Genomic DNA, 25965 nt, shown 5'->3' on the forward strand with positions numbered 1-25965 from the left:
ATTAAAATGTACAATGTGAAATGATAGTTGAATGGTTGATGAATAGCAGGTTTTAATTTACTTTAACGCTTTGACTCACTATCTTAATATCATCATCTTTCCATTGGCTTGACGTAATAATTATATGTCCTTTCTTCCGAGGATCTTTTTTGATCGGAAATTTATCGGCTTCCCATTGCGAGCAATGGGTTGAAATAGGTTTCACTAAAGGCTTCCAATCGGTTTTGCTGTTGGTATATACATAAAACGGAGCCCAGCAGCTTGTACACCAAAGCGTATAAGCCCCAATATCATCTTTTCCGTCCCCATTAAGGTCTCCGAGGTTGTACAGTTCAACACCATTTGCTTTTGAAACGGTAAAAGACTTTATTTTTTTGTCACTAAAATAAATTACCGTTTCGCACGCTCCATCACATTCTTCAGTGCAGTCATTTATCTTAAAATAAGCATACTCCTTTGTTCCATTTCCATCGTAATCACCCAGGATTCCTTTTTCTTCTTTATTTTGAGCTGACAGGACAGAACCTCCGAATGTCAGAACAGCTAAAATCATTAGTTTCATATGGTTATTTTTTATTTTAAATGAATATTTCTTCTAAAAAAATTACTTTCTGGTTATCCTCAATAACAGAATCAAAACCAATATCACTGAAAAGATAAACCCCAATACCGCTATCAGTGACATTTCTCCGATCCTCGGAGGAGCCTCTGACACAAAAACAATTGCCGTTGCAATCATGTTTGCTCCCAATATGAGCGCTAAAATCATATTAACCGCACTGGATTTGATGATCTGATTCGTTTTGTCAATATTTTTAATTTCACTGGAAATGCTAAACTTATTTTCATCCAGCTTTTGTAAAACAGAACGGAGTTCTCTGGGAATTTCATCTACATTATCCGTGAAATTCATCATTTTATCCATTCCGGTTTTAAGTATATTTTTCGGACTTATTTTTTTGGCAAATATCTTTTTGGTATAAGGATTAAGACTTTTAACAATGTCCAGATCCGGATTAATATTCCTTCCTACTCCCTCTATAAGGCTGATTCCTTTAAACAACAGATAAAAATAGTCCGGCATATGAAGGCGGTTATCTTTCAAAATGTCTTTCATTTTATTGATTACCGTCTGAACATTGATATCCTGCAAAGAAGAACTATGAACAAAATTCAGAATATCATTTACATCATTTTCAAATCTTCTTTCGTCCGGAATTTCATAACTGACAGACATCCTCTTCAGATACCTCACTATTTTGTGTGAGTTTTTCGCTACAAAACTTACAATAAGATCCTCAAGGATTTCTTTATCATTAGGCTGAATCTGCCCTACTGCTCCAAAGTCAATAAAAACGACTTTCCCATCTTTCTTTACCAGGATATTTCCGGCATGCGGATCTGCATGAAAGAAACCATAGTCGAGGATCTGAGATACAAACAACCTTAATCCCGCTTCAGAAACCTTTACAGGATCAATATTATGAGCTAAAAGTCCTGCTTTATCTGTGACCTTTATTCCATCAATAAATTCCATACAGAGAATGTTATTATTGGAAAATTCCTCATAGACTTTTGGAACGTAGGTCTCCTTATTATTTTTAAAGTTCCGCGTAAACTGTAAAATGTTATCTTTTTCATTGATCAGAGAAACTTCCTCAAGCAACGATTTCTCAAATGTGGATATAGCCTGTTTTAAGTTCAGCTTCTCTCCAATTTCAGAATAAGAAGAAACAAGCCTTTCCAGGTCTTTGATCAAAAGCAAATCATCCTCAATAACGGTCTGTACATCGGCTTTTTTTATCTTTAGGATTACACTGGTCCCATCTGCTAAAGTAGCCTTATACACCTGTGCAATGGATGCGGTTGCTAAGGGTTGGGACTGAATTTCCTGAAAATGATCCTTCACTGAAATGTTGAATTCACTTTCCAGGATTTCAATTACATTCATTTCCACAGTATCCACCTTATCCTGTAGTTTCTGTAATTCCTGAATCAGTTCCGGGGGAAGTAAATCTTCCCTGTTGCTAAATGTTTGTCCCAGTTTCACGAATGTTGGCCCCAACTCTTCCAAAACCAATCTGATCCTTTCATAAACAGTTCCTTTTGAAATAATTTCATCAGAACGTTCAGAATCCTCCTCTTCCTGCTTATTCCCATTCATCCGGGCCAGCATATCTTTAAAACCATATTTGCTTAATACGGAAATCAGCCTGGCAGATCTTTTCAGTTTTCTCTGTTGCTTATCAAACATAATTGTGAATAATAAGTGCAAATTACTCCAAAAACCATTCCTAATACAATATCCAAAGAACTATAGAAGAAAAAAAATCCATCTTTATTGTTATTTGCAGGATTTTTTTATCTTTATAGGGTACAAAAATTATTACTAACCCGTAAAATATTACAAAATGAAAAATTTACCGATCAAAAAATTATCAAGAGAAGAATTAAGAACTGTTTCAGGAGCTGGAATTATCGTAGGATGCTCAAATCAATGTTGTCCTACAGACGGAAGACCTAGATGTCCAAAATTGATTTGCCCGGCTGTAGTTTGTCCACAGCTTCAATAAGATAGAGGTAACAAAAATTATTTATAAAAAAACAGAATGCAAAAGCATTCTGTTTTTATTTGTTAACTATTTAAGATAAGTTTCATAGAGATCATTTCTCCTGTCTTTGAGAATCTGAACAGAACCATTATAGTGAAGGTCTTTTAAAAGATTTAGATCTACATCCACAATCAAGGTCATCTCCGTATTAGGGGTTGCTTCCCCTTTTACGGCATTAGATGGGAAAGCAAAATCAGAAGGGGTAAATACAGCTGCCTGGCCGAATTGAATATCCATATTATTCACTCCCGGTAAGTTCCCTACACATCCAGCTATGGCAACATAACATTCATTTTCGATGGCTCTTGCTGCAGCACAATGGCGAACCCTCATATAAGCATTTTGAGTATCTGTAAGGTAAGGGACAAAAAGGACCTTCATTCCCTGGTCTGCCAGAATTCTAGGCAGTTCCGGAAACTCCACATCATAGCAAATTACAAGACCTATTTTTCCGCAATCGGTATCGAATACTTTAATTTCACTCCCACCTTTCATTCCGTAGTATTTTCTTTCATTAGGCGTAATATGAATTTTCCTGTATTCATCAATGCGTCCGTCACGGTGCAACAGGTAGCTGACGTTATAAAGGTCATTATTTTCAGGATCAAAAACCGGCATGCTTCCTGAAATAATATTCACATTATAACTGATAGCCAGTTCCGAGATTCTCTCTTTGATCTGGTCAGTTAATTTTGCCAACTCAATCATGCTATCTCTTTCCGATAGTTTGTTAAAGGGTGCCAGCAAAGGAGTATTGAATAGTTCTGGAAACAAAACGAAATCAGATTTATAATCTCCCATTACATTAACAAAAAACTCCACCTGCTCATAAAAGGCATCAATATTCTTAAAGTGCCTCATTTGCCATTGTACAAGGCCAAGCCGGATAATACTATCCTGCATCGTGTTTGGCTTTTTACTGTAATAGATATTATTCCATTGCAACAAAACTGCATTTTCCTTTGAAGATTCATCTTCCGGAAGATATTTTTTTAAAACACGGATGGGTAAAAAGTTATTGGAAAGCTGAAAAGATAAAACAGGATCATAAATTTCCTTATCCCTCACTTTCCGTATATAATCCCTCGTCGATAATTCGTCACTGTATTTGTGGTAATTCGGAATTCTTCCACCCAACACAATCGATTTCAGATTCAATTGTTCACATAATTCTTTTCTTGCATCATACAATCTTCTTCCCAATCTCAGTTCACGGTATTCCGGATCTACAAAAACTTCGATCCCATACAGTACATTTCCTGTTGACGAATGGGTATTGAAAGTATAATTTCCGGTAATATCACTATAAGTATGATCATCTCCGAATTCATCATAATTTACGATGATAGAAAGCGCCACAGCAGCTAATTTGCCATCTACTGTAATACAGATCTGTCCCTTTGGGAATATTTTCGTTAATTTTTCGATGCTTTTTTTAGACCATACATATTCTGACATCTGAGGGTAGGCACGCCTCATTGTTTCTACCAACTCATCATAATCCTGTACACTTAAGGTCCTTGTATCTACTTGCATTTTATATAAATTTTATTAAATTTAAGTAAAATAAATCAGATTATGCGCCAGATTTCCTTGTATCCGGGGCGAGTTCTTTAATCTATTGAATAATTATTAAACATCCTTTGTTTTTCTCCACATTAATTTCATCATTGATATTAAATGTCTTTGCTTCCTGAAAATCTTTAATTGCAGGAGTACTTATTTTCACATTCTTCGGGTCTATGCCTAAACCTTTCCAATCTATTTTCAGCTTCACTCGAATATCCTGAGGAGCCCAGCTTGCAAGGGAAACCATGATCTTTTTTTCCTGTTTATAAATTGTAGCCAGTACTGCTGGATTATCTGTTTTCACAGGATTGTCAGGAACCCAATAGCCAATCATCTTTGAGCCTTTAATTCCGAAATCATCCCAGGCTTTCCACAGATGAGTTGGATTACTTTTTGCCGACCATCCCAGACGACTTGTCATGCCATAAAGCATTCCCCGCCAAGGATTGCCATCATCCTGAAGCATTTCTCCCATTAGCCCGAAAGGAATACCACTCACCTCAGTTAATAAAAATTCAGGATTATTGTTGTTATAATCAAAATATTCCCCAAACCATAAACGGTTGATATAAGGAAAATGCTCAAGATAAAGATTGGCACTGTTATTAAAACCATCCTTATCATTATACTGATTTGCAGAATGCAGATCAATGATACCGGGATGTCCATTCTGGGTCATTACTCTTTTAATCCTCTTCATGGTTACCCTGTCAAATGCTACATCGTCGAGATAAATTCCGTCAATCCCTAAATTATTGACCAGCCAATTCATCCCTTCCACATAATAATTATGCCAACGGTTCATCCCACTATTAATAATTGCAGCATCTTTAAATTCCGGCACATACCAGGCTGCGATATAGTGATCATGAAGATGCTCCTGCAGCCATGAATAGCCTCCACCCTTTCCTGCGGAAAAAACTTCCTGACCCAAACTTTTCACGGGGTACAGCTCATACATCCGGTTAGAAACCTCCCTGATCGTATTGTAAATTTTCACCTTTAAACCTTTCTCGTGCGCTTTCATAATGTAGTCCTTCATCTCTTTCGTCGCTACAAACGGATAATTGATATAAGGATTGATCTCATTTCCGTGATGAATGTTGATTACATTAGCTCCACTGGCTTTTATCGTATCAACCGGCTTATAAGCATGATAAAAACGGTTATTCCATTGTTCCTCTGTATTGATCGGATGGAACGGAGTAATCAACAGATGAAAGTTATAATATAGTTCATCTCCTTTTTTCATGCTGCGGACCCCACTGAAATTATTGACAACAATTTTTCCTCCGGCTTCTTTTATCGTGATCCCTCCTTTATTTTCATTACCCCATGAAGATGGCAGAATCAATGGTTTTTGAAGGTAAAAATTGGTATTAAGCGGACGTGAATAATTCTGGTCCCTTAAAGAAAATTGTATTCCGGCATTTACGTTGCCCAACCATGCTCCATCCTGGTTTTTTTTGGCAACATCCCATTTCCAGTTAAAATGATCAGGTCTGTAACCTCCTTTCTGCCCTAATCCCATCATATAGGTTGCTTTATCTTTCTCAAAAGGAATCTGCAAGGCAATATCTTCAATCTGCATATCTTTTAATGCAGTAATCTTAACATTGTATTCCATAAATCCGTCAAATTCTATGGAACCTTCTACCTTCATTTGTAAGTTCCCTGAAGTATTTGTGCTTATCCAGGATATTTTACCTTCTTCTTTTCCTATAAACTTAATTCCTGAATTTTTGAAGTTCTCAGGTTTTGCCCCGGGTCCTTTTACTACAAAATGTACAGGTTCACTTAATATTGAATTGGCCTTTTCTCCGATTGATGTCATTTCCGGAGTAAAAAAAGTCTGAATCTGCTTAGGAAATCCTGAAGCATCTAATTGTACCTTCCTTCCCAGTAAGGAAATTTCTTGTCCTTTGAGCTGTAATGGTGTATATGGTTTGATTACGGTATTAGCCTGCGCCAAGGTAGAATTAAGCCATGGCAACCTGGTCATTTTCAGGTTTTTCCCCACTTATGTTTAATACAATTTTCACTGTTTGTACAGTAGCATTTTCTGGACGAATGGTAATTGTCCCTTCATAGATTCCGGGAGAAGTATTTTCAGGGATATCAAAGCCACACCAGAAAGCCTGTAAATCATCTTTTTTTACATTTGCGTTTAACTCCAGCTTTTCTCCTTTATAATCTGTACCGTTTGTATTGATACAATTAAAATATCGGGAATCTATTGTCGCCCCTGAAGTACTTTTTAATGAAGAAGCTGTTATTTTTACTTTTTCAAGATTAATTTTTACTGGTAAAACCCCAATCTGAAAAGCATAAAATAGGCCTCTTTCAGTATTTCCATGAAGAACAGATGAGTCTTTTTTATCATCCACCCAACGTTGAGGGATTATATTCATTTTAACAGGGTTTTCTCTAGTTTCCGGGAATACAAAATAAGACTGATCTTCATGTTTTTTCATGTATTCTGCAATCTCTTTTTTAGTCGCAATTACTTCCATCGGATCATTGGAGTTGAACTTATCCACCGACTCTATTCTTATCACACTGGCCAATGGTACGGCTCCAACATCTTTAGCAGTCGCTATATTGGTCCTCTTAAGATAAGTCGCTTTGGGATAATTCGTTCTTTCATCCAACTTATAGGGAAGAAAATAGACATAGTAAATTCCCTTTCCTGAAACCGGATTAAAAACAAATGAACCTTCTTCTTCATTCATACTCAGGTATGCATCCGGCTCATACTGTTTTTGAGTAAGGCTGTCTATAATTATGACCTTCTGATCAGCTTTTACATTTATATTTCTCCAGGGAATGACGGCCTTTGCCTGCTTTGAAGATGCATTCCACCGCAATACTGCCCGTTGATTACCCAATTCATCGGCATTCCATTTCTGGATTTGAGGAGGATAGACATGTTGTGCATTACTAAAATTTGGAATAAGGCTTCCTGTCAGAATCAGTGGGAAAATTTTTTTTAAAAGCATATTAAATGAGATAAAGTGGTCAATGATTTACTATTTTTCAAATTTAAGATAAATCACAATACATAGAAAATATTAAACAACTCTTAACACATTACAGGTAAATAAAGAAAGAATATCTCCTCAGAAATAAAAAAAACCTCCCATAAGGGAGGTTCAAAAACACAAATGATGAAAAAAAAATTATTATATCTATTAGAATATAAATCATGTAATTCTTATACAAATGTACGGCCTAAAAATAAAATAAATCATGAGCTTAATCATAAAATACAAAATCCTACTAAAAAAGTAGGATTCTGCATTTTTATGTTTATAAGTAAGATTATTCCCACTCAATAGTTGCAGGTGGTTTACTTGAAATATCATAAGCTACCCTGTTAATTCCTCTTACTTCATTAATGATCCTGCTGGAAACAGTATCTAAAAATTCATAAGGAAGTCTGCTCCAGGTTGCCGTCATAAAGTCGATTGTATTGGCAGAGCGAACTACCGCAGTGTATTCATAGGTTCTTTCGTCTCCCATTACTCCAACAGACTTAACCGGAAGCAATACTACAAAAGCCTGAGAAACTTTTTCATAAAGATCATTTTTGTATAATTCTTCAATAAATATGTCATCAGCTTCCTGAAGAATTCTTACTTTTTCTGCATCTACAGCTCCTAAAATTCTGATCCCTAAACCAGGACCCGGGAAAGGGTGTCTGTATACCAAATGATGAGGAATTCCCAACTCTTCCCCTACTTTCCTTACTTCGTCTTTGAAAAGCTCTCTAAGAGGCTCTAATAGCTCAAATTCCATTTCCTCAGGAAGCCCTCCAACATTGTGGTGAGATTTGATCACTGCTGATGGTCCGTTTACAGACTGACTTTCGATTACATCAGGATAAATTGTTCCTTGTGCTAAAAACTTAGCTCCTTCAATTTTATGAGATTCTTCATCAAAAACATGGATAAATTCGTTTCCGATGATCTTTCTTTTTTGTTCAGGATCATCTACTCCAGCCAATTTTGATAAAAATCTTTCTGAAGCATCAACCAATTTAATGTTCATATGGAAGTGCTCTCCATAATTCTCCATCACTTTTACATCTTCATTTTTTCTCAAAAGACCAGTATCCACAAAGATACAAGTCAGCTGATCGCCAATTGCCTTATGAATCAAAACTGCAGCAACAGAAGAGTCAACACCTCCTGAAAGCCCAAGGATTACTTTATTATCTCCTACTTTTTCTTTGATATCAGCAACTGTTCTTTCAATATAATTGGTAAGCTTCCAATTTTTCTCAGCATTACAGATCGAGAAAACAAAGTTTTCAAGCATTTTACCACCTTCTTCTGTATGAGAAACTTCTGGGTGGAACTGAACGCAATAGATTTTTCTTTCAGAATTTGAAATAGCGGCGATAACTCCCGACTTTGCATTTAATTCAAAACCTGCTGGCAAATCACCTACTTCATCAAAGTGGCTCATCCAAACCACAGAATTCTGACTTACCCCTTCTAATAGAGCATTTTCTTTAATAATATCAAGGTGAGCCTTTCCGTACTCCCCTTTTTCTCCTTTATTTACTTTTCCTCCTAAAACATGTGCCGTAAGCTGCATTCCGTAGCAAATACCCAGTACAGGAATTCCCTGTTCGTATAATGCTTTCTCAACCAGGTGAGCATTTTCAGCATTTACAGAACTTGGCCCTCCAGAAAGGATAATTCCTTTAGGCTGGCGTTCAAGAATTTCTTGTAATGGTGTATTGTAAGGTAAGATTTCCGAATATACTCCCATTTCACGGATTCTTCTTCCGATAAGCTGGTTGTACTGAGATCCGAAATCTAATATGATAATACCGTTGTTCATTTTATAATTGATTTGTTTGAAAGATATCAGATTTCAGACATCAGATTTCAGATTTTAGTCTGAAGTCTTGAATCGAGCATCTGACTTCTTATTTCTAATATTAACTGTTTTACAAAAAAAGACTTGGAAACGTTCCAAATCTTTTTTTATGATTTTTATTAAAACTTTCCGATGTCTTCTCTGTAGAAACTGTAATCGAAGTGAACCGGAAGTGCATCTTCGTATACTTTCTTGCGAGCTTCTTCATAAGTAGCACCCGTTGCAACCAGGTTAAGAACTCTACCCCCGTTGGAAACCACTTTGTCTCCTTTTCGGATCGCTCCGGCGTGTAGCAACTGACTGTGTTTTACTTTATCTTCTCCTTTGATCTCGAAGCCTATTTCTATATTTCTCGGGTAACCTCCTGAACACATTACCAGACATACGGCTTTCTCATCTTTAAACTTAAGCTCGATGTCTTTTCCGCTCATACAGTCATTGATTACATCCAAAAGATTGTTTTCCATAAGAGCCATCAATACCTGAGTTTCAGGATCTCCGAATCTCATGTTGTACTCAAGCAGGTAAGTCCCGTTTTTAGTAACCATTAATCCGAAGAAGATAATCCCTTTAAAGCTGAATCCTTCTTCTTTAAGACCGCGAACAGTAGGCTCCAAAATATTTTTTTCAAAATCAGCCTGATGTTCAGCAGTAAATTCTGGGCTTGGTGCCACAGATCCCATACCTCCTGTATTAGGTCCTGTATCTCCGTTTCCGGCTTTTTTATAATCTTTAGCAGCAATACAAGGGAATAGTTTTTCTCCGTTTGAGAAAGCAATGATTGAAGCTTCAAAACCCTGTAAAAATTCTTCGATAACCAAACGGATACCTGCATCTCCATAAATTCTGCGAATCATGAAATCGTGGATTGTAGCTTCAGCTTCTTCCAGGGTATCACAAATTACAACACCTTTTCCGCCTGCTAAACCACTTGCTTTGATCACTAAAGGGTATTCCTGAGTCTGAACGTATTCTTTAGCTTCGTTATATGAATCAAATACTACAGCTTTTGCTGTTTTAATATCATAGGTCTGCATAAATTTCTTAGAGAAAGCCTTGCTTCCTTCAAGACTTGCCACTTTCTGGTTCGGACCAAAAACTTTAAGATCATGTTTCTTAAACTCATCTTTCAAACCAGCTACAAGTGGAGCTTCAGGACCTACAATCGTTAGATCCACCTTTTCCTTGATAGCAAAGTCTCTAAGTTCTTTAATTTCTGATAAATGAACATTTTTCCCTATTACATCCGTACTTGCATTTCCATTAGCAAAAAACATTTTAGTAACTCTGGAGTCTTTATGAAGTTTCGCTGCCAATGCAGACTCTCTTCCACCTTCACCTATGATTAAGATTCTCATACTTTATTTAATTATCTAGTCTATATTATACAAATATATAATTTTGAAAGCGATAAATGCCACCTCAAAACTACTTTTTAATTCTAATTTAATTAATGTAAAAAATGTCTAACTCCTGTAAACATCATCGGAATTCCGTGCTCATTTGCAGCTTCGATGCTTTCCTGATCTTTTACACTTCCTCCCGGCTGGATGATCGCTTTGATACCTTCCTTAGCGCAGAAATCTACAACATCACGGAAAGGGAAAAAAGCGTCTGAAGCTAATACAAGATTTCCGGAGAATTTCTCTTTAGCTCTTTCGATTGCCTGCTGAGTTGCCCAGATCCTGTTAACCTGACCTCCTCCGATTCCAAAAGCCTGAATACCGTTAGAAACTACTATCGCATTAGATTTTACATATTTTACAACCCTTTGAGAGAAAAGCAATGCTTTTTTCTGCTCTTCAGTAGGCTGTACATCGGTAACTACTTTAATATCTTCAGAGAAATAAGTATCGTTATCCTGAACCAGCATTCCTCCATCAATTTTCACCCATGTCTGCTTATCGGAAACCGGATTTACGATCTTTATAATTCTTAGGTTTTTCTTTTTTCTTAAAATTTCAAGAGCCTCCTCATCAAAATCAGGAGCCATAACAATTTCAAGGAAAGTTTTGTTTAATTCTTCAGCAGTAGCCGCATCGATCTTATAGTTCATTGCAACAATTCCGCCAAAAATTGAAATAGGATCACATTCAAAAGTTTTTTGATACGTTTCCAATGCTGAAGTCCCGATCGCCACGCCACAAGGTGTAGAGTGTTTCACTGCACAACAAGCCATCTCTTCTTTAAATTCAGTAACCACTTTCCAGCAAAGATCCATATCGCGAAGATTGTTGAAGGAAAGTTCTTTTCCTCCAAGTTGTTCGAAATCTTTCATCGCTCCGTTTTCGAAAGTGGAAACATAATAAGCAGCAGTCTGATGAGGGTTTTCACCGTATCTCAGATCAGCAGCTTTTTTATAAGATGCACTTAAATAAGTAGGATATTCCTCTTCTAAAAGCATTCTTGAAATAGCAGCATCGTAAGCAGAAGTAAGATTGAACACTTTACCGGCCAACTTTTTACGGGTTTCGATATACGTGTCTCCATTCTGTTCCATTTCAATTTTTACGGTTGTATAATCTTCAACATCAGTAATTACAGTAACAGAGTCAAAATTTTTGGCTGCTGAACGAAGCATTGAAGGACCACCGATATCGATAAATTCTACCTTTTCATGTAGAGAAATATCTTTGTTTACGTTTTCAAAGAAAGGATAAAGGTTTACAATAACCATATCGATCAAACCAATTCCGTGTTCCTGAACCGTCTTCATGTGTTCTTCATTGGAACGGACAGCAAGGAGCCCGCCATGAACTTTTGGATGCAGGGTTTTTACTCTGCCATCCAGCATCTCAGGGAAATTGGTCACCTCATCAATCTGAACCGGATTCAGACCGGCTTCCTTCAAATGTTTGAAGGTACCTCCGGTAGAAATCAATTCGTAGTTTTGAGCTTCCAAAAACTGAGCGAATTCTATTAATCCACTTTTGTCAGAAACACTGATTAAAACTCTCTTTTTACTCATCTTACTTTCAATTTTTTACTTTTCACAGCTATCTCAAACTGTATTCCCGGTCTTTCACCTCCGGATTTACTTTTATTTTACTTAGATTTTTTTTAATTGTAACAATGTCCCTTTCCAGCAATGTAATCTTATCAAACAGGTATATTGTATTAATTCCCTAATACTTTATTGATCGCTATCGGAAAAATTTCGTACTCAATCTTGTGTACTTTTCCAGCCAATGTTTCCGGAGTATCATTTTCTGTAACGTCAAATGCTTTCTGAAGGATAGCCTGGCCTTCGTCAATTCCCGGAGTTACAAAATGAACTGTTGCCCCGCTTTCTTTTTCTTTAGCTTCAATAACGGCATTATGAACATTCATTCCCCACATTCCTTTTCCACCAAATTTGGGGAGCAAAGCAGGATGAATATTAATTATTTTACCATTCCAGTTTTCGCAGAATTCAGGTTTCAGAATAGATAAGAACCCTGCCAATACAATTAAATCAGTATTTTCAGGAATTACTTTGCTCAATTCACTGCTGAAATTTTTCCCTCTTGGAATGAGTATATTTTCTATATGATGATTTTTTGCTCTTTCCAGCCCGTAGCATTCTCTGTCTGCAACAACTAAAGACACTCTTGCATTTTGGATTTCTCCACTTTCAATGGTATCTAAGATTCTCTGAAGATTGGTCCCGGAACCAGAAACGAGTACAACGATGTTTTTCATTAATTTAGATACTAGATGTCGGATATCAGATTTCAGACTATTTCGTCTTGTATCTGATATCTGACATGTGAAGTCTTTTAAAATGTTAATTTTATTTTCTCACTTCCTTCCGTGATTTCTCCGATTTCGTAAGCATCATCCAGCAGGTGTAAAACTTTCTCGGCATGTTCAGCATCTACAACAACGATCATCCCCACTCCCATATTGAAAGTTCCGAACATTTCTTCGCGAGCTACCCCACCTCTTTTTTCAAGTTCAAGCATTATGCTTGGGATCTGTATTTTTGAAGCATCGATAGAAGCACACAAACCTTCAGGAATAATTCTTGGGATATTTTCATACAACCCACCTCCCGTGATGTGAGCGATTCCTGCAACTTTTACTTCTCCGATTACTTTATGAATATCTTTATAGTACAATCTTGTAGGAACCAATAAAGTTTCATACAAAGGTTTTCCTTCAAATTCTTCTTCAAAATTCGGGAATACTTTTCTTACCAGTGAAAATCCATTGGAATGGAATCCTGAACTTGGTAATGCAATGATCTTATTTCCCGGTTTTATTTTAGAGCCATCAATAATCTGATCTTTTTCAACAATTCCTACACAGAATCCTGCAACATCATAGTCCCCAGGCTGATACATCCCCGGCATTTCAGCGGTCTCACCGCCTATCAATGCACAGTTGTTATCTTTACAGGCTTCTACCATTCCTAAAACAATTTCTGCTGCAATTTCAGAGTCTAATTTTCCACAAGCCAGATAATCCAGGAAGAACAATGGCTTGGCACCGTGACATAAAATATCATTGGCACACATTGCGAAGCAATCTACACCGATAGAATCATATTTTTTAGAATCTAAAGCTACTTTAAGCTTAGTTCCTACTCCATCCGTACCGGAAACGAGTACCGGATTTTTATATCCACCGATTTCATAGAAAGCCCCAAAACTTCCCAAATGGTTCAGTACATTGGAATTGTGGGTCTCACCAACCGCTTTTTTGATCTTATCAACGGTTTTGTATCCTTCTTCTTTGTCTACTCCTGCAGATTTGTAAGTATTGCTCATGTTATTATTTAGATTTTAGATGCCAGATTTCAGATTGCAGACTATTGAAAATCTAATATCTTACATCTGAAGTATATCCTACCTTTTTATATTATAATTTTATTTAAAATTTAGAAAATAAAAAAGCCGACAATCTTAGTAGATTATCGGCCAGTATTTTATCTGAGAATTTTAGAGCCCACAGTTTTCCCTTTTATGGAAAAACATTCTTTGAAAGTGGACTGAATTTTCATCTCTTTTTCTTTTTGCAAAAATAGTAATTTTAAATTAAAATTCAAATTCTATTTTTCAAGGATTGTTTCAATGGCAGAAATCTTAATAATTTTCTCTCTCAACTCATTATCTTTTTCTTCATTAGAGATCTTTTCAGCTGTTTTATCAAAATTATCGTTGAAGAAAGGAAGAGAGAATGTTTCTACAATATTTCCTCCGTGGAAAGGGAAACGTTTTGTTGCGGCTTCCAAAACCCCGGCTCCACCTCTCCCTCCCGGTGATGTAGACATTAAAAGCATTGGTACTTCATTCCATACTGTTCTGTCCTTGATTCTTGAAACCCAATCAAATACATTTTTAAAAGCTGTTGAATATGTTCCGTTATGTTCAGGTAAAGAAACCAAGAGTACATTAGCGCCATCAATTTTTGCTGCAAAATCTTTTGCTTCCTGAGGTACTCCTCCTGCCAATTCTCTCTCATGCTTATAAATAGGCATTTCGAAAGGGTTAAGGTCTACTACTTCTACTTCTGCTTTTCCCGCAAACAAAGAAGCTGCGTAGGATACCAAATGCTTATTCATTGATGCTTCGGAATTACTTCCTGCTATTGCTAAAACTTTCATTCTGTTTAATTTTTTTAATGTCTACAAATTTAATTTTTATTTTAGATAAGATGGTAATTCCATTGGCACTTCCATCAATAATATTTCTGTGTCCTCGATTGCTTCAATATTAAAGCTTTGGGTATCCCAGATTCCTAATCCGTCTCTCTCATTTAAGATTCTGTCGCCTACTTTTGCACTTCCTTTTAGAACAAATGCATACACCCCGTTTCCTTTTTTGTTAAACACGTAGTTTTTACCATTCCCTTTTGTAAAGTTAGCCAGGTTAAACCATGCATCCTGATGAATCCACACTCCATCATCATTTTTGTTGGGTGAAAGAATCTGCTGGAAACCATTAATTTTCTCTCCTTCTTTGATGCTTTTCTGATCATATCGGGGCTCTACATTCAGCTCTCTTGGAAACACCCAGATCTGAAGAAATTTAACCTCCTCATCCTTGTTTTTATTGTATTCGCTATGCTGAACACCTGTTCCGGCACTCATTACCTGAATCTCTCCTTTTTTGATAACCGCCGTTGTACCCATTGAATCTTTATGCTCCAGATCTCCTTCTAATGGAATAGAAATGATTTCCATATCTCTGTGAGGATGTGTTCCGAATCCCATTCCCTGAGAGACGGTATCGTCATTCAACACTCTTAAAACTCCGAAGTTTGTTCTTTCAGGATTTTGATAGTTTGCAAAACTGAAAGTATGGTAGCTGTTTAACCAACCATGACTAGCATGGCCTCTTGAATCTGATTTATGATATACTGTTTTCATATTGTGATTAATTATGGTACAAATGTACGGAGCGTAGACGGAGTGGATATTGATGTAGGGTAAGAAAGGAAAAAAAGGTGAAATCGCTGAATTGCGGAACTGCAAAATCGCCATCTTTGTCGATGAACAACTTTCACCCTTTGATAAAAACTTTTTTCAACAAACATTCCTAGCGATTAAACGATTTAACCGTTCTGACTTTTCGCCTTTCGGCATTTTTGCCATTTTGCTTTTCATCTATTCAGCCACATCGTCATTCTTCGCCTCTTCTTCAATTGTTGTCCCAAAGATATGCTGACGGTGATTTTTACCCCAATTTCCCAATGATTCTACCACAGGGTGAAGTGTTTTTGTATATTCCGTCGGTAAGTATTCAATAGAAACAGGATATGTATCCTTCACAACCCTTTCAAGCAAACCATTTTGTTCTAATTCCTTTAATTCTTTGGCTAAAACTTTCGAAGTAAGCTTGGGAATGCTACGTTCAATCTCTGTGAAACGCTTATTTCCGGCATTCAAAGAAATGATGATCTGTAATTTCCATTTCCCATTAATGACATCCAATGTATCCTGAACAGGTTTAAGAGCCTTTGTACAATCTTTATGATTATGTTGTTTTTCCATTATTCCACTTTCCTTTAGGTAACCACTATACTTTTGAAAGTAAATTTACAATAATTTTGACATTAATAAAAACAAAAAAAATTTAAACAAAATGGCTAACATTTTAAATATCAAAACAAGTATTGTAGGAGAAAATTCTATAAGCAATCATTTATCTCAGACTGTTATCAATCAATTGCTGGATAAAAATCCCGGGAGCACGGTTGTTGTCCGTGATCTGGGTTTAAATCCTATCCCCCATCTGGAGATTCATCATTTTAGTGCTTCAAGAATTCCGGATGAGGAAAAGAATGATGAACAGAAAGAAGCTTCAAAATATTCTAACGAAGCATTAAAAGAAGTTCAGGATTCAGATATTATTGTTATAGGAGTTCCTTTTTATAATTTCAGTTTTCCGTCAACTTTAAAATCCTGGATCGATAGCATATCTGTCGCAGGGAAAACATTTTCTTATATTGACGGGGTTCCAAATGGTCTCCTGCAAAATAAAAAAATATACCTGAATTTCGCATCCGGAGGTGTGTATGAAAATGGACTTATTGAAAATATGGAAACCTACTTAAAAACCTTATTCGGTTTCATCGGTATTACGGATATCAAAGTTTTCAAATCTCAGGGAACCATGGTTCCACAGTTGAAAGAAACAAATTTATCAAAAGCAATTGCTGAGATTGAAGAACTGGTATAATTCAATTGAGCTAATAAAAATGTAAGTTTTGGCTAAGCCGTTTTTATACTCTTATTGTTGAGGTGGGTTTAAACCCACCTTTTTCATTACAGGAGGATTAGTATATTTTTGGTAAAAAGATTAAAAAGCCTCCTTAATTTTGGAATTTCGTTTAAGATAGAAAAGTAAAGCGAAAATAATCAGCATAAGGGCAATCAGAGATTCTAAAATTGCAGAAGTATAATTGGAAAAACTGCCCAAAACATTCGTTACAACCCCTGTCCCTATTTGATTGGCCGCCATCAAAAAGCCAGATACCAAAACCGAAAACATCGGAAACTCTGCTGTTCCCCAACCTATAGATCCGGGAAAGATACTTCCCATAAAAAAACCAATGAAAAACATCAGCAATAAAAGGATATTTATATCAGGATCAACTACCATCAGGGTAAGAAATCCGGCAACAAACAATGGTGATATCAGAAAGACATATGATACATTAAATTTCTTTGAGAAAATCCCAAACAGCAGACGGTTTATAGCAATACCACCCCAAAATAAAGAAAGCCCAAGACTGGCTTTACTGTTATCCAATCCTTGATTTTTGAGTATTATCCCTCCAAAGCTCCCAAATGTTCCTTCGATACAGCCGTACAAAATAATGGTGATAAAAAAGATCCATAATTTTCCAGGGATTTTAAAATGATCAGGAAGCTGGAACAATCTTCCTTTTTGTATTTTTAAAAATAAAAACATAACAAAGGCAGCGGATACCATTATAAATATACTTCCGGGAACATATTTCCAGTTTTTCACATCACCTATCAGATTCATCATTAAAGGAGAAGTAGATGTCCCCAACCCTACCAGAAACTGTAAAATTAAAATTGCAGAAGACCTGTTATCATCAAACAGGCTTGCAGCCAATGGATTCAAAGTGGTAATAGAAAGTCCGAATCCGGCTCCCATAAAGGCTACTAAAACCATCAATACCGGAAACAGCAGAGTTTTATTCGCCATAAAATAATGGAGCATCCACAAACAACCTGTAGATATAATCATCAGCAAAAGCCCACAAACCAGAACCGGCTTAGGTCCTGTTTTATTAATCAGGAACGGTGCTCCGAAGCAGGCAACTATAATACATATAACCTGAGGGATAAAAAGATTTCCAAATTGTGATGAAGTAAGTGTAAATAATGAAGGGTTTGTAAAAACAGTTCCCAATGCTGGAAACACCACAAAATTAACTCCCGTTAAAAATGCTAAAATATAAACGACAATGATGGTGACTGTTTTAGAATTCATTACATTAATTTAGCCTTTATATGATCCCCAACACGTAAAGCCATCGCAATAATAGTAAGAGCCGGATTTACAGCACCACTGGAAACAAAAAATCCTCCGTCTACGATATACAGATTTTCTAAATCGTGACTTTTGCAGTAGATATCTACAACCGACGTCCCCGGATCGGTTCCCATTTTTGTCGTTCCGTTCTGATGAGCCGGAGAAGCAATGTCCATCCCTTTACTAAAATAGAAACCTTTGAATAAAAAGCTCTCAAATTTACCTGATGCTTTTAAAGCTTTGATCAGCTCAGCCTTTAAAAATTCGTGTCCCTTTTGATTGTTTTCAGAATAGGCAATCCTGATTTGTCCGTTTTCTACAGTAACCCTATTTTCAGGATCCGGCAAATCTTCTGAAGTCAGCCAAAAATCTACGGCGTGTCTGGCCATCAATTCAAACGTAAAACCGGGAGCTGCAACAGGACTATCGGCTCTGATCTGATACTCATCTGATTTTCCCAACATCTGAATATGCCCAAGAGGAAACTCATATCCACGGTTAGCATGGTAGAAGTCATTCACACCGAATGTTTTACCGAATTTTGTGGGATTATGTTCTGTGTACAACGCAACAAGAGCTGTATTCTGGTGGAACATATAGTTTCTTCCGACCTGATCCGAAGTATTGGCGAGCCCTGTAGGAAATCGTTCATTTTTACTTTCAAGCAATATAGCCGCAGAATTGATAGCTCCTGCTGAAAGAATAACAAGATCTGATGTAAGGGTTTTTATCTGTCCATTTTGTTCTATAACAACTTCTGAAATCCTGGTTCCGGTATTATTGGTATTCAATCTAATGACTTTTGTATTCGTCATCAATTCCACGTTGGGATACTCAAGTGCTTTTGACAATGAACATAAGTGCGCATCTCCTTTTCTTTCGGCGGCATCAGGAAAACCATCAAAACGGTCCAGCACATAAGGCGCATTAGCTGTTTTATGAGGTTCAAAGTTAACCCCTATGGGTAATTCAAAAGGATGCAGTCCATAATCGGTGAGTTCATCAACAATTTCCTGTATCCTTGGCTCATGGGGCAAAGGCGGGTATGGATAAGGTTCTGCATCATAAGGTTCAGTAGGATCAGATCCTCTTTTACCATGAACATGGAAAAGCTTTTCAGCTTCCAGATAGTAATCCTTTAAATCTTCATATTGAATAGGCCAAGCTGGTGAAGTTCCGCCATAATGTTTTATTTCTTTAAAATCTTCCTCCCTTAAACGAAATAAAGCAGCTCCATAAAATTTGGTATTTCCACCTACATTATAATGCATACCGGGACGAAATGGCTTCCCATGTTTATCCAGCCATAAATCGGTTGTTGTATATCTGTTCTTTTCAAAAACCTCTATGGAATCCCAATTCTCTTTTTCAACGGGCACATAATCTCCTCTTTCAATAACCACAATTTTTTTGCCGCTATCGGCCAATCGGTAAGCCATTGTTGCACCTCCGGCTCCACTTCCTATAATGATGATATCGTACATTATTACTATTTAATCAATCTAAATTAAAAATTTAAAGCCATGACTAGCTTAATAAAAGATTAAATTCCGATTGATTGTATAAATAAAGAACGATGACTCTTTCTGAATATGGATATATTAAATAATCTCATCAATTTTATGGAACAGTTGTAAACTTCATTTTATGATGGATAAATCTGTAATTTAAACTATGTTTTGGCTAAAGCCATTTGTATAAATTAGAAAAGCGGGCTAAAGCCCGCTTCTGTTGATATATTTTTCGACATAATTGTATTTCTGCCTTCTAACTTCTAATATCTGATATATTATTTATTGATATAAAATTAAAAATGGACCTGTTGAATTTCTTCTTCAATTTCTTTAGGTGTTTCATCTTCTGATTTAATAAAAATCATTGTAAGGACGGCTCCAAGCAACATACAAACACCTCCTACAACAACATACCCAATTGCATAATTCCCAAAGAATCCGCTTACAATAGGCCCACCAAAAAGACCGTTGATAATCTGAGGAATTACAATAAAGAAATTAAAGATTCCCATGTATACTCCCATTTTCTTTTGAGGAATAGCATCAATCAGCATCGCATAAGGCATTGCTAAAATACTTGCCCAGGCAAAGCCTAATCCTATCATTGAGATTTTCAGATAACTTACATCTTTGATAAAGTACATAGAAATCAGTCCTATCCCTCCACAAAAAAGAGCTAATGCATGAGTTTGTTTTTTTCCGATTAATTTGGCGATTGGGGTGAGCAGAAAAGCAAACGGAATTGCCCACAAGTTATAATATCCAAACAATTTTCCTGTAAGATCGCCAGCCCTATTGAATTCAGCTGAATGAGTATCCTGCGGGGACAGTCCGAAATGATGTGTTGCCAAAGCACTTGTGGTAAATACCCACATCGTAAAAAGAGCAAACCATGAAAAAAACTGAACTGCACCTAATTTCTTCATAAGCAAAGGTATTTTAGCAAAATCTTTGAAAATATCAGTAAATTTAGATGGTTCTTGAACCATTTCTTTTCCATTTTCAAATTCTGCAAACTCCTCTGGGGAATATTCCTTTGTACTCACTATGGTATACAGTATGCTTGCCAGTAAAACCCCTGCTCCGATATAAAAGGCATAAATTACATTATCCGCTACAAAACCAGGCTGAGCAACGTTGGAAATTCCAAGTTGAGTTAGCCAATCCGGTAAATAGGACCCGATAACCGCTCCGATTCCTATCAGTATTGTCTGAACAGAAAATCCGATTGTTCCCTGATGTTTTGGAAGCATATCCCCTACCAACGCACGGAACGGTTCCATTGCAACATTGATGGATGCATCCATCATGGCCAAAAATATCACAGCTAATAATAAGACATTTGCTGCCATCATATGGGTTGCGGAAGCAGCATTGGGAAGTAGTACCAGGCCTATTGCGCACAAAATGGCTCCTATTAAGAAGTAAGGCTTCCTTCTTCCCAATGGGCTCCAGGTATTATCCCCCATGTGACCGATAATAGGCTGAACAATCAATCCGGTAACGGGAGCGACCAACCAAAACCAGGAAAGCTCGTGAACATCTGCTCCAAAGTTGGCAAGAATCCGGCTGGCATTTCCGTTTTGTAAACCAAAAGCCATCTGAATCCCTAAAAATCCCATACTCATATTGATGATCTGAGCCATGGAAAGATTCGGTTTTACTTTTTTAGCCATTGTCTGTTATTTGGTTTTCAATTGCTGCAAAAGCACATCCTCAATCGGTGCCTTTTCAGCCACCACTTTATCTATTACATCATTTGGAACCGTTACGGAAAGGACATATTGTTTTACTTTCCAGCTTCCGTTTATTTTTTCCACTACACCGGAACCACGGCAGATTTTCATCTGGGTATCCAGTAATTCATCGAACCAGGCTAGTTTACCGTCTTTACTGAAATACACATTTCTTTTCAAAGCAGTAAAATTCCAGGTCTTCTTTTTATCAAAATACGGCTTAGCCCAAATCATAAAAGCTTTCTTATCCCAAACTTCTGTAGCATCAGTCCCGATGAATGTAGACTCATCAGCAAAATAATTAAAATATGCAGTATAATCTGCTTTGGCAGCAGCAACATTGAACCCGTCGAGCATGGTTACGATCTCAGCTTTATCTTTCTCGAATTTAGACTGCGCTGAAGAATAGTTAATAGTAAACACCAGGAGTACCAGCGTATAAATGATTGTTATTTTTTTCATATTCTAATTTAATATATTTGATTTCATTATTTTTGCAATTCAATCACCAGCGATGTTTTTGCAGGTATGGTGATGGTGTTCTGTAATGAAAATTCCTTCCCTGAAATGATATCTTTTCCCTTTTTAATGGTGCCTATAGATTCAGCAAATCGTTTTAAATCCAAAACCTGCTCTTTTTTATTATTATTTAAAACAACCATAACACTGTCTTTTTCATTATACCTGAAATATACGAAAACATTGTCTTGGGGAATATAATTTTTGGTTTTTCCCGTATGAATAACCTCTTTCCCTTTTCTCCAGTTCAGAAGTTTTTGGGTAAAAGTGTAGAATTCCTTTTGCTTTTCCGTTTGGGTTGAAGGATTAAAAGCATTTTGACTGTCTGATTTCCATCCTCCCGGAAAGTCTCTGCGAATATCGGCATCTCCTCCTTTCTTTTTATCCCCCCTCATTCCTATTTCAGAACCATAATATATTTGCGGAATTCCCCGGACAGTTGAAATTACTGTTAAAGCCATTTTGTACGCATCCGGGTCAGCATTAAAAATTTCATTCCATCTCTCGGTATCATGATTTTCGAAAAAGACCATCACATTATCAATATCAGGATACAGGAAATCACTGGTAAATACGTTATACAATTTAATCAGCCCGCTATCCCAACCATTTTTTTCAGTAAATGCTTTAGATAGATCACCATACAACATAAAATCCATTACAGAAGGTAAATTGGAATTATAGTGAGCAGCTTCTCCTGTTTTTGAATCTTTCTGCCAGGCCGAAATCTGACCGGCCGTATATAACCACGTTTCACCAACAATATTAAATTTCGGATATTCATCAGTAATGGCTTTTGCCCATTTTGCCATCGCTTCTTTATCGTTATAAGGATAGGTATCCACACGAAAACCTCCCAGCTCGGCATATTCAATCCACCAGATTGCATTCTGAATGAGATATTTCAGAACCAAAGGATGTTTTTGGTTGATGTCGGGCATTGTTTTATCAAACCATCCATCCAAAGCATATTTTGTATCAATATCAGATGCATTGGTATCAAACTGAGTCGTTGTTTTATAATTCGAACGATAGAAGCCTTTTTCTCCTTCATCAAACCAATGGATCCAATCTTTGGTTGGCAGATCCCTGATCATCCAGTGTGAAACTCCCCAGTGGTTGGTAACATAGTCCAAAACAAGTTTCATATTCCGTTTATTCAGTTCACGGGACAGTTCACGATAATCTTCGTTGGTACCATAACGTCCATCGATTTTATAAAGATCTGTTTGTGCATATCCATGATAAGAATATACTTTTTCATTATCTTCAGTAACCGGAGTTAGCCATACGGATGTGGCACCTAAATTCTGGATATAATCAAGATTATTGATAATACCGCGGAGGTCGCCACCATGCCTTCCGTTGGGAAGCTTTCTGTTTGCTTTTTCAGTAAGATCAGGCTGAGAATCGTTCTTCTCATCACCATTAGCAAAACGATCCGGCATGATCAGATACATCACATCTTTAGAGGTAAAGGACTCCCTGTTGGCTGAATTGGGATTTCTTTGTCTGAGTTCATAAGAATAAGAAGCTATATTTTCAGTTCCTCTTTTTATGTTGATTTTAAACTCAGAAGCATTAATTTCATCCGTATTAATGGTAACGAAGAGATAGTTTGGGTTCTCAACTTTCCGGATATCTTTAATTCTAATACCATTGGACAGCTCAATCCCATAATCTGCGATGTTCTTTCCATAAATCAATAACTGAAGCTCAGGATTTTTCATCCCTTTCCACCAAAATGCAGGCTCTACTCTTTCTAATGTTTTCAACTGGGAAAAAGCAAAGCAACCTGTCAAAAGAGCTAATATTGTATATAGTTTTTTCATAATGGACTGGTTTAAAAAAACCTTACAGGAATCATGTACCTGTAAGGTTTAAGTTTTAAGTTGGTTCTTAAAATTTATTTTATGAGCTTAATGGAGATTGCAAAACCACCACTTCTTACCATTTTAAAATTGATTTTAGACTTGCTTGTAATCTGTTTTTTGTAGATGTTATAGCTTTGAGGATTATTAATATAATCAGCGTCTTTACCGTCTTCATAAATTGTTGCCTCATATTTCTGACCTTTATCCAGGAAAGAGAAGTCTACTGTATATTCACGTTTGTTCTCATCTGTAATTCCACCCACGAACCAATTGTCGGTTCCTTTAGCTTTTCTGGCTGTAATTACGTAATCTCCAGGCTCTGCTGCCAGGATTTTTGTATCGTCCCAATCCGCTGCTACATCTTTGATAAACTGGAAAGCATCCATATGCTTCTTGTAATTCTCAGGTAGATCGGCAGCCATCTGAAGTGGCATATACATGGTAACATATAATGCCAGCTGTTTTACCAAAGTAGTCTTTACAAATCGTTTATCACCTGGGAAGTAATAATCCAGTTTAGTCTGGAAAATTCCCGGAGTATAATCCATTGAACCTCCCATCCATCTTGTAAATGGTAAAATGGTTTGATGATCTGCATTATTTCCTCCAAATGCCTCATATTCCGTTCCACGGGCTGCTTCTGCGGAAATGTAATTCGGATAGGTACGGCTTTCTCCTGTCGGACGTACAGATTCATGAGAATTAACCATGATCTTATATTCATTCGCTTTCTCTGCAATTCTGTAAAAATGATTGATCGTCCACTGAGAATAATGGTGCTCGCCTCTTGGAATAATATCTCCTACATATCCTGTTTTTACAGCATCGTATCCATATTTATTCATTAACTGGAAAGCTTTATCGGACCATCTTTCATAATTGGTTGCCGAACCTGAAGTTTCATGATGCATGATCAGTTTGATCCCTTTGGAGTGGGCATAATCATTCAGCATTTTGATATCAAAATCCGGATAAGGTGTAATGAAGTCAAAAACAAATTCCTTTGAATGTCCAAACCAATCTTCCCAACCTATATTCCAACCTTCGATCAGAAGTCCCTGAAATCCGTTTTGAGCAGCAAAGTCGATATACTCTTTAACTTTAGTATTGTTCGCAGCATGCTTTCCGTTTGGAGTTAATTTGGTAAAATCTGTTTTACCTAAATGAACATTTTCTGCCGTAGAATAAGCCCATTGGGATTTTCCGATGATCATTTCCCACCACACACCCATATATTTTGTAGGGTGAATATAAGAAGTATCGGTATATTTAGTCGGCTCATTAAGATTAAATATCATTTTTGAGTCCATTACCTCTTCTGCTTTTGGAGATACTATAATCGTTCTCCATGGCGTAACAGAAGGAGTTTGAATATATCCTTTCGCTCCTTGTCGGTCGGCTGTAAGATGCGTTTTAAATTTGAAATTCTGAGCATCCACTTCCAGATGCGAAGCAGGATAATCCAAAACCGCCGCTTCAGCGACATTGACGTATAAAGGACTTTTACCTTCTTTCTTTAACATTAAAGGAGACTGAACTGCATTTTTAACCAATGACTGAGAAGCATTGGCATCAAACGCTTTGTCCCATCGACCCGGGATTTCGGAAATTTTTGTTTCCTGATATTGGTACTCCTGAGAATCATAATCAGCCACAATCCACCATGCTTTCATATCTGTCGGAAAATCAATTTCAGAATCTTCCTCTCTGATCACAAAATAATTAAGGTTCTTCTGTTGTGGGAATTCATATCGGAAACCTAATCCGTCATTAAACAACCTGAATTTTACCACAATGCTTCTGTCTGTGGAAGCCTGATTAAGCGTAACAGCTAATTCATTATAGTTATTGATGTAGTTTTTCTTTTCTCCAAGTACAGGCTGCCAGGTTTCATTTTTAGAATCCCTTTTCTCGTCTGTCTTGGTAAACCCGTTATTCAGGTCAAATTTAGCGTCTTCTGCTTTTGCAATTTCAGAGGCAAATTTAATAGCTGTGTCTTTAAATAATCTCAATCCCAATTTAGAATCTTCAACAACTACTGCCCCATTATATTTTAAGTTATAATAAGGTACTCCCTGCTTTAGCTGAAAGTCCATTTCGAACTTTCCGTCCGGCGATTTTAAAGTTTGTGCATTAACACCCGCAAACATCATTGAGAACAATAAAGCTCCAACTGTAATTTTCTTCATAATGACTATTTATATGTTTAATAAATAAATAAAGTGTTACTAAAAAGCAACACCTTACTTTTTAAATTC

The 25965-nt window shown here is 36.7% G+C and carries 19 protein-coding genes and 1 pseudogene; 2 read left to right on the plus strand and 18 right to left on the minus strand.

What is annotated here, in order from left to right:
- Positions 1–52: 52 nt before the first annotated feature.
- Positions 53–562 (minus strand): hypothetical protein, encoded by a 510-nt coding sequence (locus AAEU33_RS18215; protein WP_345989480.1) that lies wholly within the window; start codon positions 560–562, stop codon positions 53–55.
- Between the two features lie 42 nt (positions 563–604).
- The gene (locus tag AAEU33_RS18220) at positions 605–2254 is read right to left on the minus strand and encodes an AarF/UbiB family protein (RefSeq protein WP_345989482.1); all 1650 of its coding nucleotides are present in this window, start codon (positions 2252–2254) and stop codon (positions 605–607) included.
- A 157-nt stretch (positions 2255–2411) separates the two neighbouring features.
- On the opposite strand from AAEU33_RS18220, the gene AAEU33_RS18225 reads away from it, so the two are divergent.
- Positions 2412–2573: a hypothetical protein gene (locus AAEU33_RS18225; RefSeq protein ID WP_172277785.1), complete on the plus strand. Its 162-nt coding sequence runs from the start codon at positions 2412–2414 to the stop codon at positions 2571–2573.
- A 66-nt stretch (positions 2574–2639) separates the two neighbouring features.
- Here the strand turns inward: AAEU33_RS18225 and AAEU33_RS18230 are convergent, their stop codons facing one another.
- The 10 genes and pseudogenes from AAEU33_RS18230 to AAEU33_RS18275 form a co-directional block, all read right to left on the minus strand.
- Entirely contained in the window at positions 2640–4148 is a 1509-nt protein-coding gene (locus tag AAEU33_RS18230) for a bifunctional GNAT family N-acetyltransferase/carbon-nitrogen hydrolase family protein (protein ID WP_345989484.1), read from the minus strand.
- Positions 4149–4230: 82 nt separating this feature from the next.
- Positions 4231–7180, minus strand: a pseudogene (locus tag AAEU33_RS18235) (glycoside hydrolase domain-containing protein).
- A 322-nt stretch (positions 7181–7502) separates the two neighbouring features.
- Positions 7503–9032: a glutamine-hydrolyzing GMP synthase gene (gene guaA, locus AAEU33_RS18240; protein ID WP_172277779.1), complete on the minus strand. Its 1530-nt coding sequence runs from the start codon at positions 9030–9032 to the stop codon at positions 7503–7505.
- A gap of 158 nt (positions 9033–9190) precedes the next feature.
- A complete protein-coding gene (gene purD, locus AAEU33_RS18245) occupies positions 9191–10429 on the minus strand; it encodes a phosphoribosylamine--glycine ligase (protein WP_273647519.1) in 1239 nt (412 codons plus the stop codon).
- Between the two features lie 92 nt (positions 10430–10521).
- Positions 10522–12039 (minus strand): bifunctional phosphoribosylaminoimidazolecarboxamide formyltransferase/IMP cyclohydrolase, encoded by a 1518-nt coding sequence (purH, locus tag AAEU33_RS18250; RefSeq protein WP_345989487.1) that lies wholly within the window; start codon positions 12037–12039, stop codon positions 10522–10524.
- 149 nt (positions 12040–12188) lie between these two features.
- Complete coding sequence (purN, locus tag AAEU33_RS18255) at positions 12189–12752, minus strand: phosphoribosylglycinamide formyltransferase (RefSeq protein ID WP_345989489.1); 564 nt, start codon at positions 12750–12752, stop codon at positions 12189–12191.
- Between the two features lie 77 nt (positions 12753–12829).
- Positions 12830–13822 carry a phosphoribosylformylglycinamidine cyclo-ligase gene (gene purM, locus AAEU33_RS18260; RefSeq protein ID WP_172277771.1) on the minus strand — a complete coding sequence of 331 codons (993 nt, stop codon included), beginning with the start codon at positions 13820–13822 and terminating at the stop codon, positions 12830–12832.
- A 281-nt stretch (positions 13823–14103) separates the two neighbouring features.
- Positions 14104–14658, minus strand: coding sequence for an NAD(P)H-dependent oxidoreductase (locus AAEU33_RS18265; protein ID WP_172277769.1), 555 nt, complete (start codon positions 14656–14658; stop codon positions 14104–14106).
- A gap of 36 nt (positions 14659–14694) precedes the next feature.
- Positions 14695–15423: a pirin family protein gene (locus tag AAEU33_RS18270; RefSeq protein WP_345989492.1), complete on the minus strand. Its 729-nt coding sequence runs from the start codon at positions 15421–15423 to the stop codon at positions 14695–14697.
- Between the two features lie 237 nt (positions 15424–15660).
- Complete coding sequence (locus tag AAEU33_RS18275) at positions 15661–16047, minus strand: helix-turn-helix domain-containing protein (RefSeq protein ID WP_172277765.1); 387 nt, start codon at positions 16045–16047, stop codon at positions 15661–15663.
- Between the two features lie 91 nt (positions 16048–16138).
- On the opposite strand from AAEU33_RS18275, the gene AAEU33_RS18280 reads away from it, so the two are divergent.
- On the plus strand, positions 16139–16735 hold the full coding sequence (locus AAEU33_RS18280; RefSeq protein ID WP_345989494.1) for an NAD(P)H-dependent oxidoreductase: 597 nt from the start codon (positions 16139–16141) through the stop codon (positions 16733–16735).
- A 120-nt stretch (positions 16736–16855) separates the two neighbouring features.
- On the opposite strand, the gene AAEU33_RS18285 is transcribed toward AAEU33_RS18280, so the two are convergent.
- The 6 genes from AAEU33_RS18285 to AAEU33_RS18310 form a co-directional block, all read right to left on the minus strand.
- Positions 16856–18022 carry an MFS transporter gene (locus AAEU33_RS18285; RefSeq protein WP_345989496.1) on the minus strand — a complete coding sequence of 389 codons (1167 nt, stop codon included), beginning with the start codon at positions 18020–18022 and terminating at the stop codon, positions 16856–16858.
- Positions 18022–19548, minus strand: coding sequence for a GMC family oxidoreductase (locus tag AAEU33_RS18290; protein WP_345989498.1), 1527 nt, complete (start codon positions 19546–19548; stop codon positions 18022–18024). Before AAEU33_RS18290 ends, AAEU33_RS18285 begins: the two co-directional genes overlap by 1 nt.
- A gap of 323 nt (positions 19549–19871) precedes the next feature.
- Positions 19872–21254: an MFS transporter gene (locus AAEU33_RS18295; protein WP_345989500.1), complete on the minus strand. Its 1383-nt coding sequence runs from the start codon at positions 21252–21254 to the stop codon at positions 19872–19874.
- Positions 21255–21260: 6 nt separating this feature from the next.
- Entirely contained in the window at positions 21261–21776 is a 516-nt protein-coding gene (locus tag AAEU33_RS18300) for a nuclear transport factor 2 family protein (RefSeq protein ID WP_345989503.1), read from the minus strand.
- Positions 21777–21802: 26 nt separating this feature from the next.
- Complete coding sequence (locus AAEU33_RS18305; RefSeq protein WP_345989505.1) at positions 21803–23665, minus strand: glycoside hydrolase family 13 protein; 1863 nt, start codon at positions 23663–23665, stop codon at positions 21803–21805.
- Positions 23666–23739: 74 nt separating this feature from the next.
- Positions 23740–25896: a glycoside hydrolase family 97 protein gene (locus AAEU33_RS18310; protein ID WP_345989507.1), complete on the minus strand. Its 2157-nt coding sequence runs from the start codon at positions 25894–25896 to the stop codon at positions 23740–23742.
- Positions 25897–25965 lie beyond the last annotated feature (69 nt).

The organism is Chryseobacterium sp. Chry.R1, from assembly GCF_039645525.1.
Lineage (GTDB): Bacteria > Bacteroidota > Bacteroidia > Flavobacteriales > Weeksellaceae > Chryseobacterium > Chryseobacterium proteolyticum.

Excerpts from the sequence above, each read along its gene's own strand:
- purN (WP_345989489.1), bottom strand. The coding sequence starts at position 12,752 with ATGAAAAACATCGTTGTACTCGTTTCTGGTTCCGGGACCAATCTTCAG.
- AAEU33_RS18280 (WP_345989494.1), top strand. The coding sequence starts at position 16,139 with ATGGCTAACATTTTAAATATCAAAACAAGTATTGTAGGAGAAAATTCT.
- guaA (WP_172277779.1), bottom strand. The coding sequence starts at position 9,032 with ATGAACAACGGTATTATCATATTAGATTTCGGATCTCAGTACAACCAG.
- AAEU33_RS18275 (WP_172277765.1), bottom strand. The coding sequence starts at position 16,047 with ATGGAAAAACAACATAATCATAAAGATTGTACAAAGGCTCTTAAACCT.
- purH (WP_345989487.1), bottom strand. The coding sequence starts at position 12,039 with ATGAGTAAAAAGAGAGTTTTAATCAGTGTTTCTGACAAAAGTGGATTA.
- AAEU33_RS18225 (WP_172277785.1), top strand. The coding sequence starts at position 2,412 with ATGAAAAATTTACCGATCAAAAAATTATCAAGAGAAGAATTAAGAACT.
- AAEU33_RS18310 (WP_345989507.1), bottom strand. The coding sequence starts at position 25,896 with ATGAAGAAAATTACAGTTGGAGCTTTATTGTTCTCAATGATGTTTGCG.
- AAEU33_RS18285 (WP_345989496.1), bottom strand. The coding sequence starts at position 18,022 with ATGAATTCTAAAACAGTCACCATCATTGTCGTTTATATTTTAGCATTT.
- purD (WP_273647519.1), bottom strand. The coding sequence starts at position 10,429 with ATGAGAATCTTAATCATAGGTGAAGGTGGAAGAGAGTCTGCATTGGCA.
- AAEU33_RS18220 (WP_345989482.1), bottom strand. The coding sequence starts at position 2,254 with ATGTTTGATAAGCAACAGAGAAAACTGAAAAGATCTGCCAGGCTGATT.
- AAEU33_RS18270 (WP_345989492.1), bottom strand. The coding sequence starts at position 15,423 with ATGAAAACAGTATATCATAAATCAGATTCAAGAGGCCATGCTAGTCAT.
- AAEU33_RS18295 (WP_345989500.1), bottom strand. The coding sequence starts at position 21,254 with ATGGCTAAAAAAGTAAAACCGAATCTTTCCATGGCTCAGATCATCAAT.
- AAEU33_RS18265 (WP_172277769.1), bottom strand. The coding sequence starts at position 14,658 with ATGAAAGTTTTAGCAATAGCAGGAAGTAATTCCGAAGCATCAATGAAT.
- AAEU33_RS18290 (WP_345989498.1), bottom strand. The coding sequence starts at position 19,548 with ATGTACGATATCATCATTATAGGAAGTGGAGCCGGAGGTGCAACAATG.
- AAEU33_RS18230 (WP_345989484.1), bottom strand. The coding sequence starts at position 4,148 with ATGCAAGTAGATACAAGGACCTTAAGTGTACAGGATTATGATGAGTTG.
- AAEU33_RS18215 (WP_345989480.1), bottom strand. The coding sequence starts at position 562 with ATGAAACTAATGATTTTAGCTGTTCTGACATTCGGAGGTTCTGTCCTG.
- AAEU33_RS18300 (WP_345989503.1), bottom strand. The coding sequence starts at position 21,776 with ATGAAAAAAATAACAATCATTTATACGCTGGTACTCCTGGTGTTTACT.
- AAEU33_RS18305 (WP_345989505.1), bottom strand. The coding sequence starts at position 23,665 with ATGAAAAAACTATATACAATATTAGCTCTTTTGACAGGTTGCTTTGCT.
- purM (WP_172277771.1), bottom strand. The coding sequence starts at position 13,822 with ATGAGCAATACTTACAAATCTGCAGGAGTAGACAAAGAAGAAGGATAC.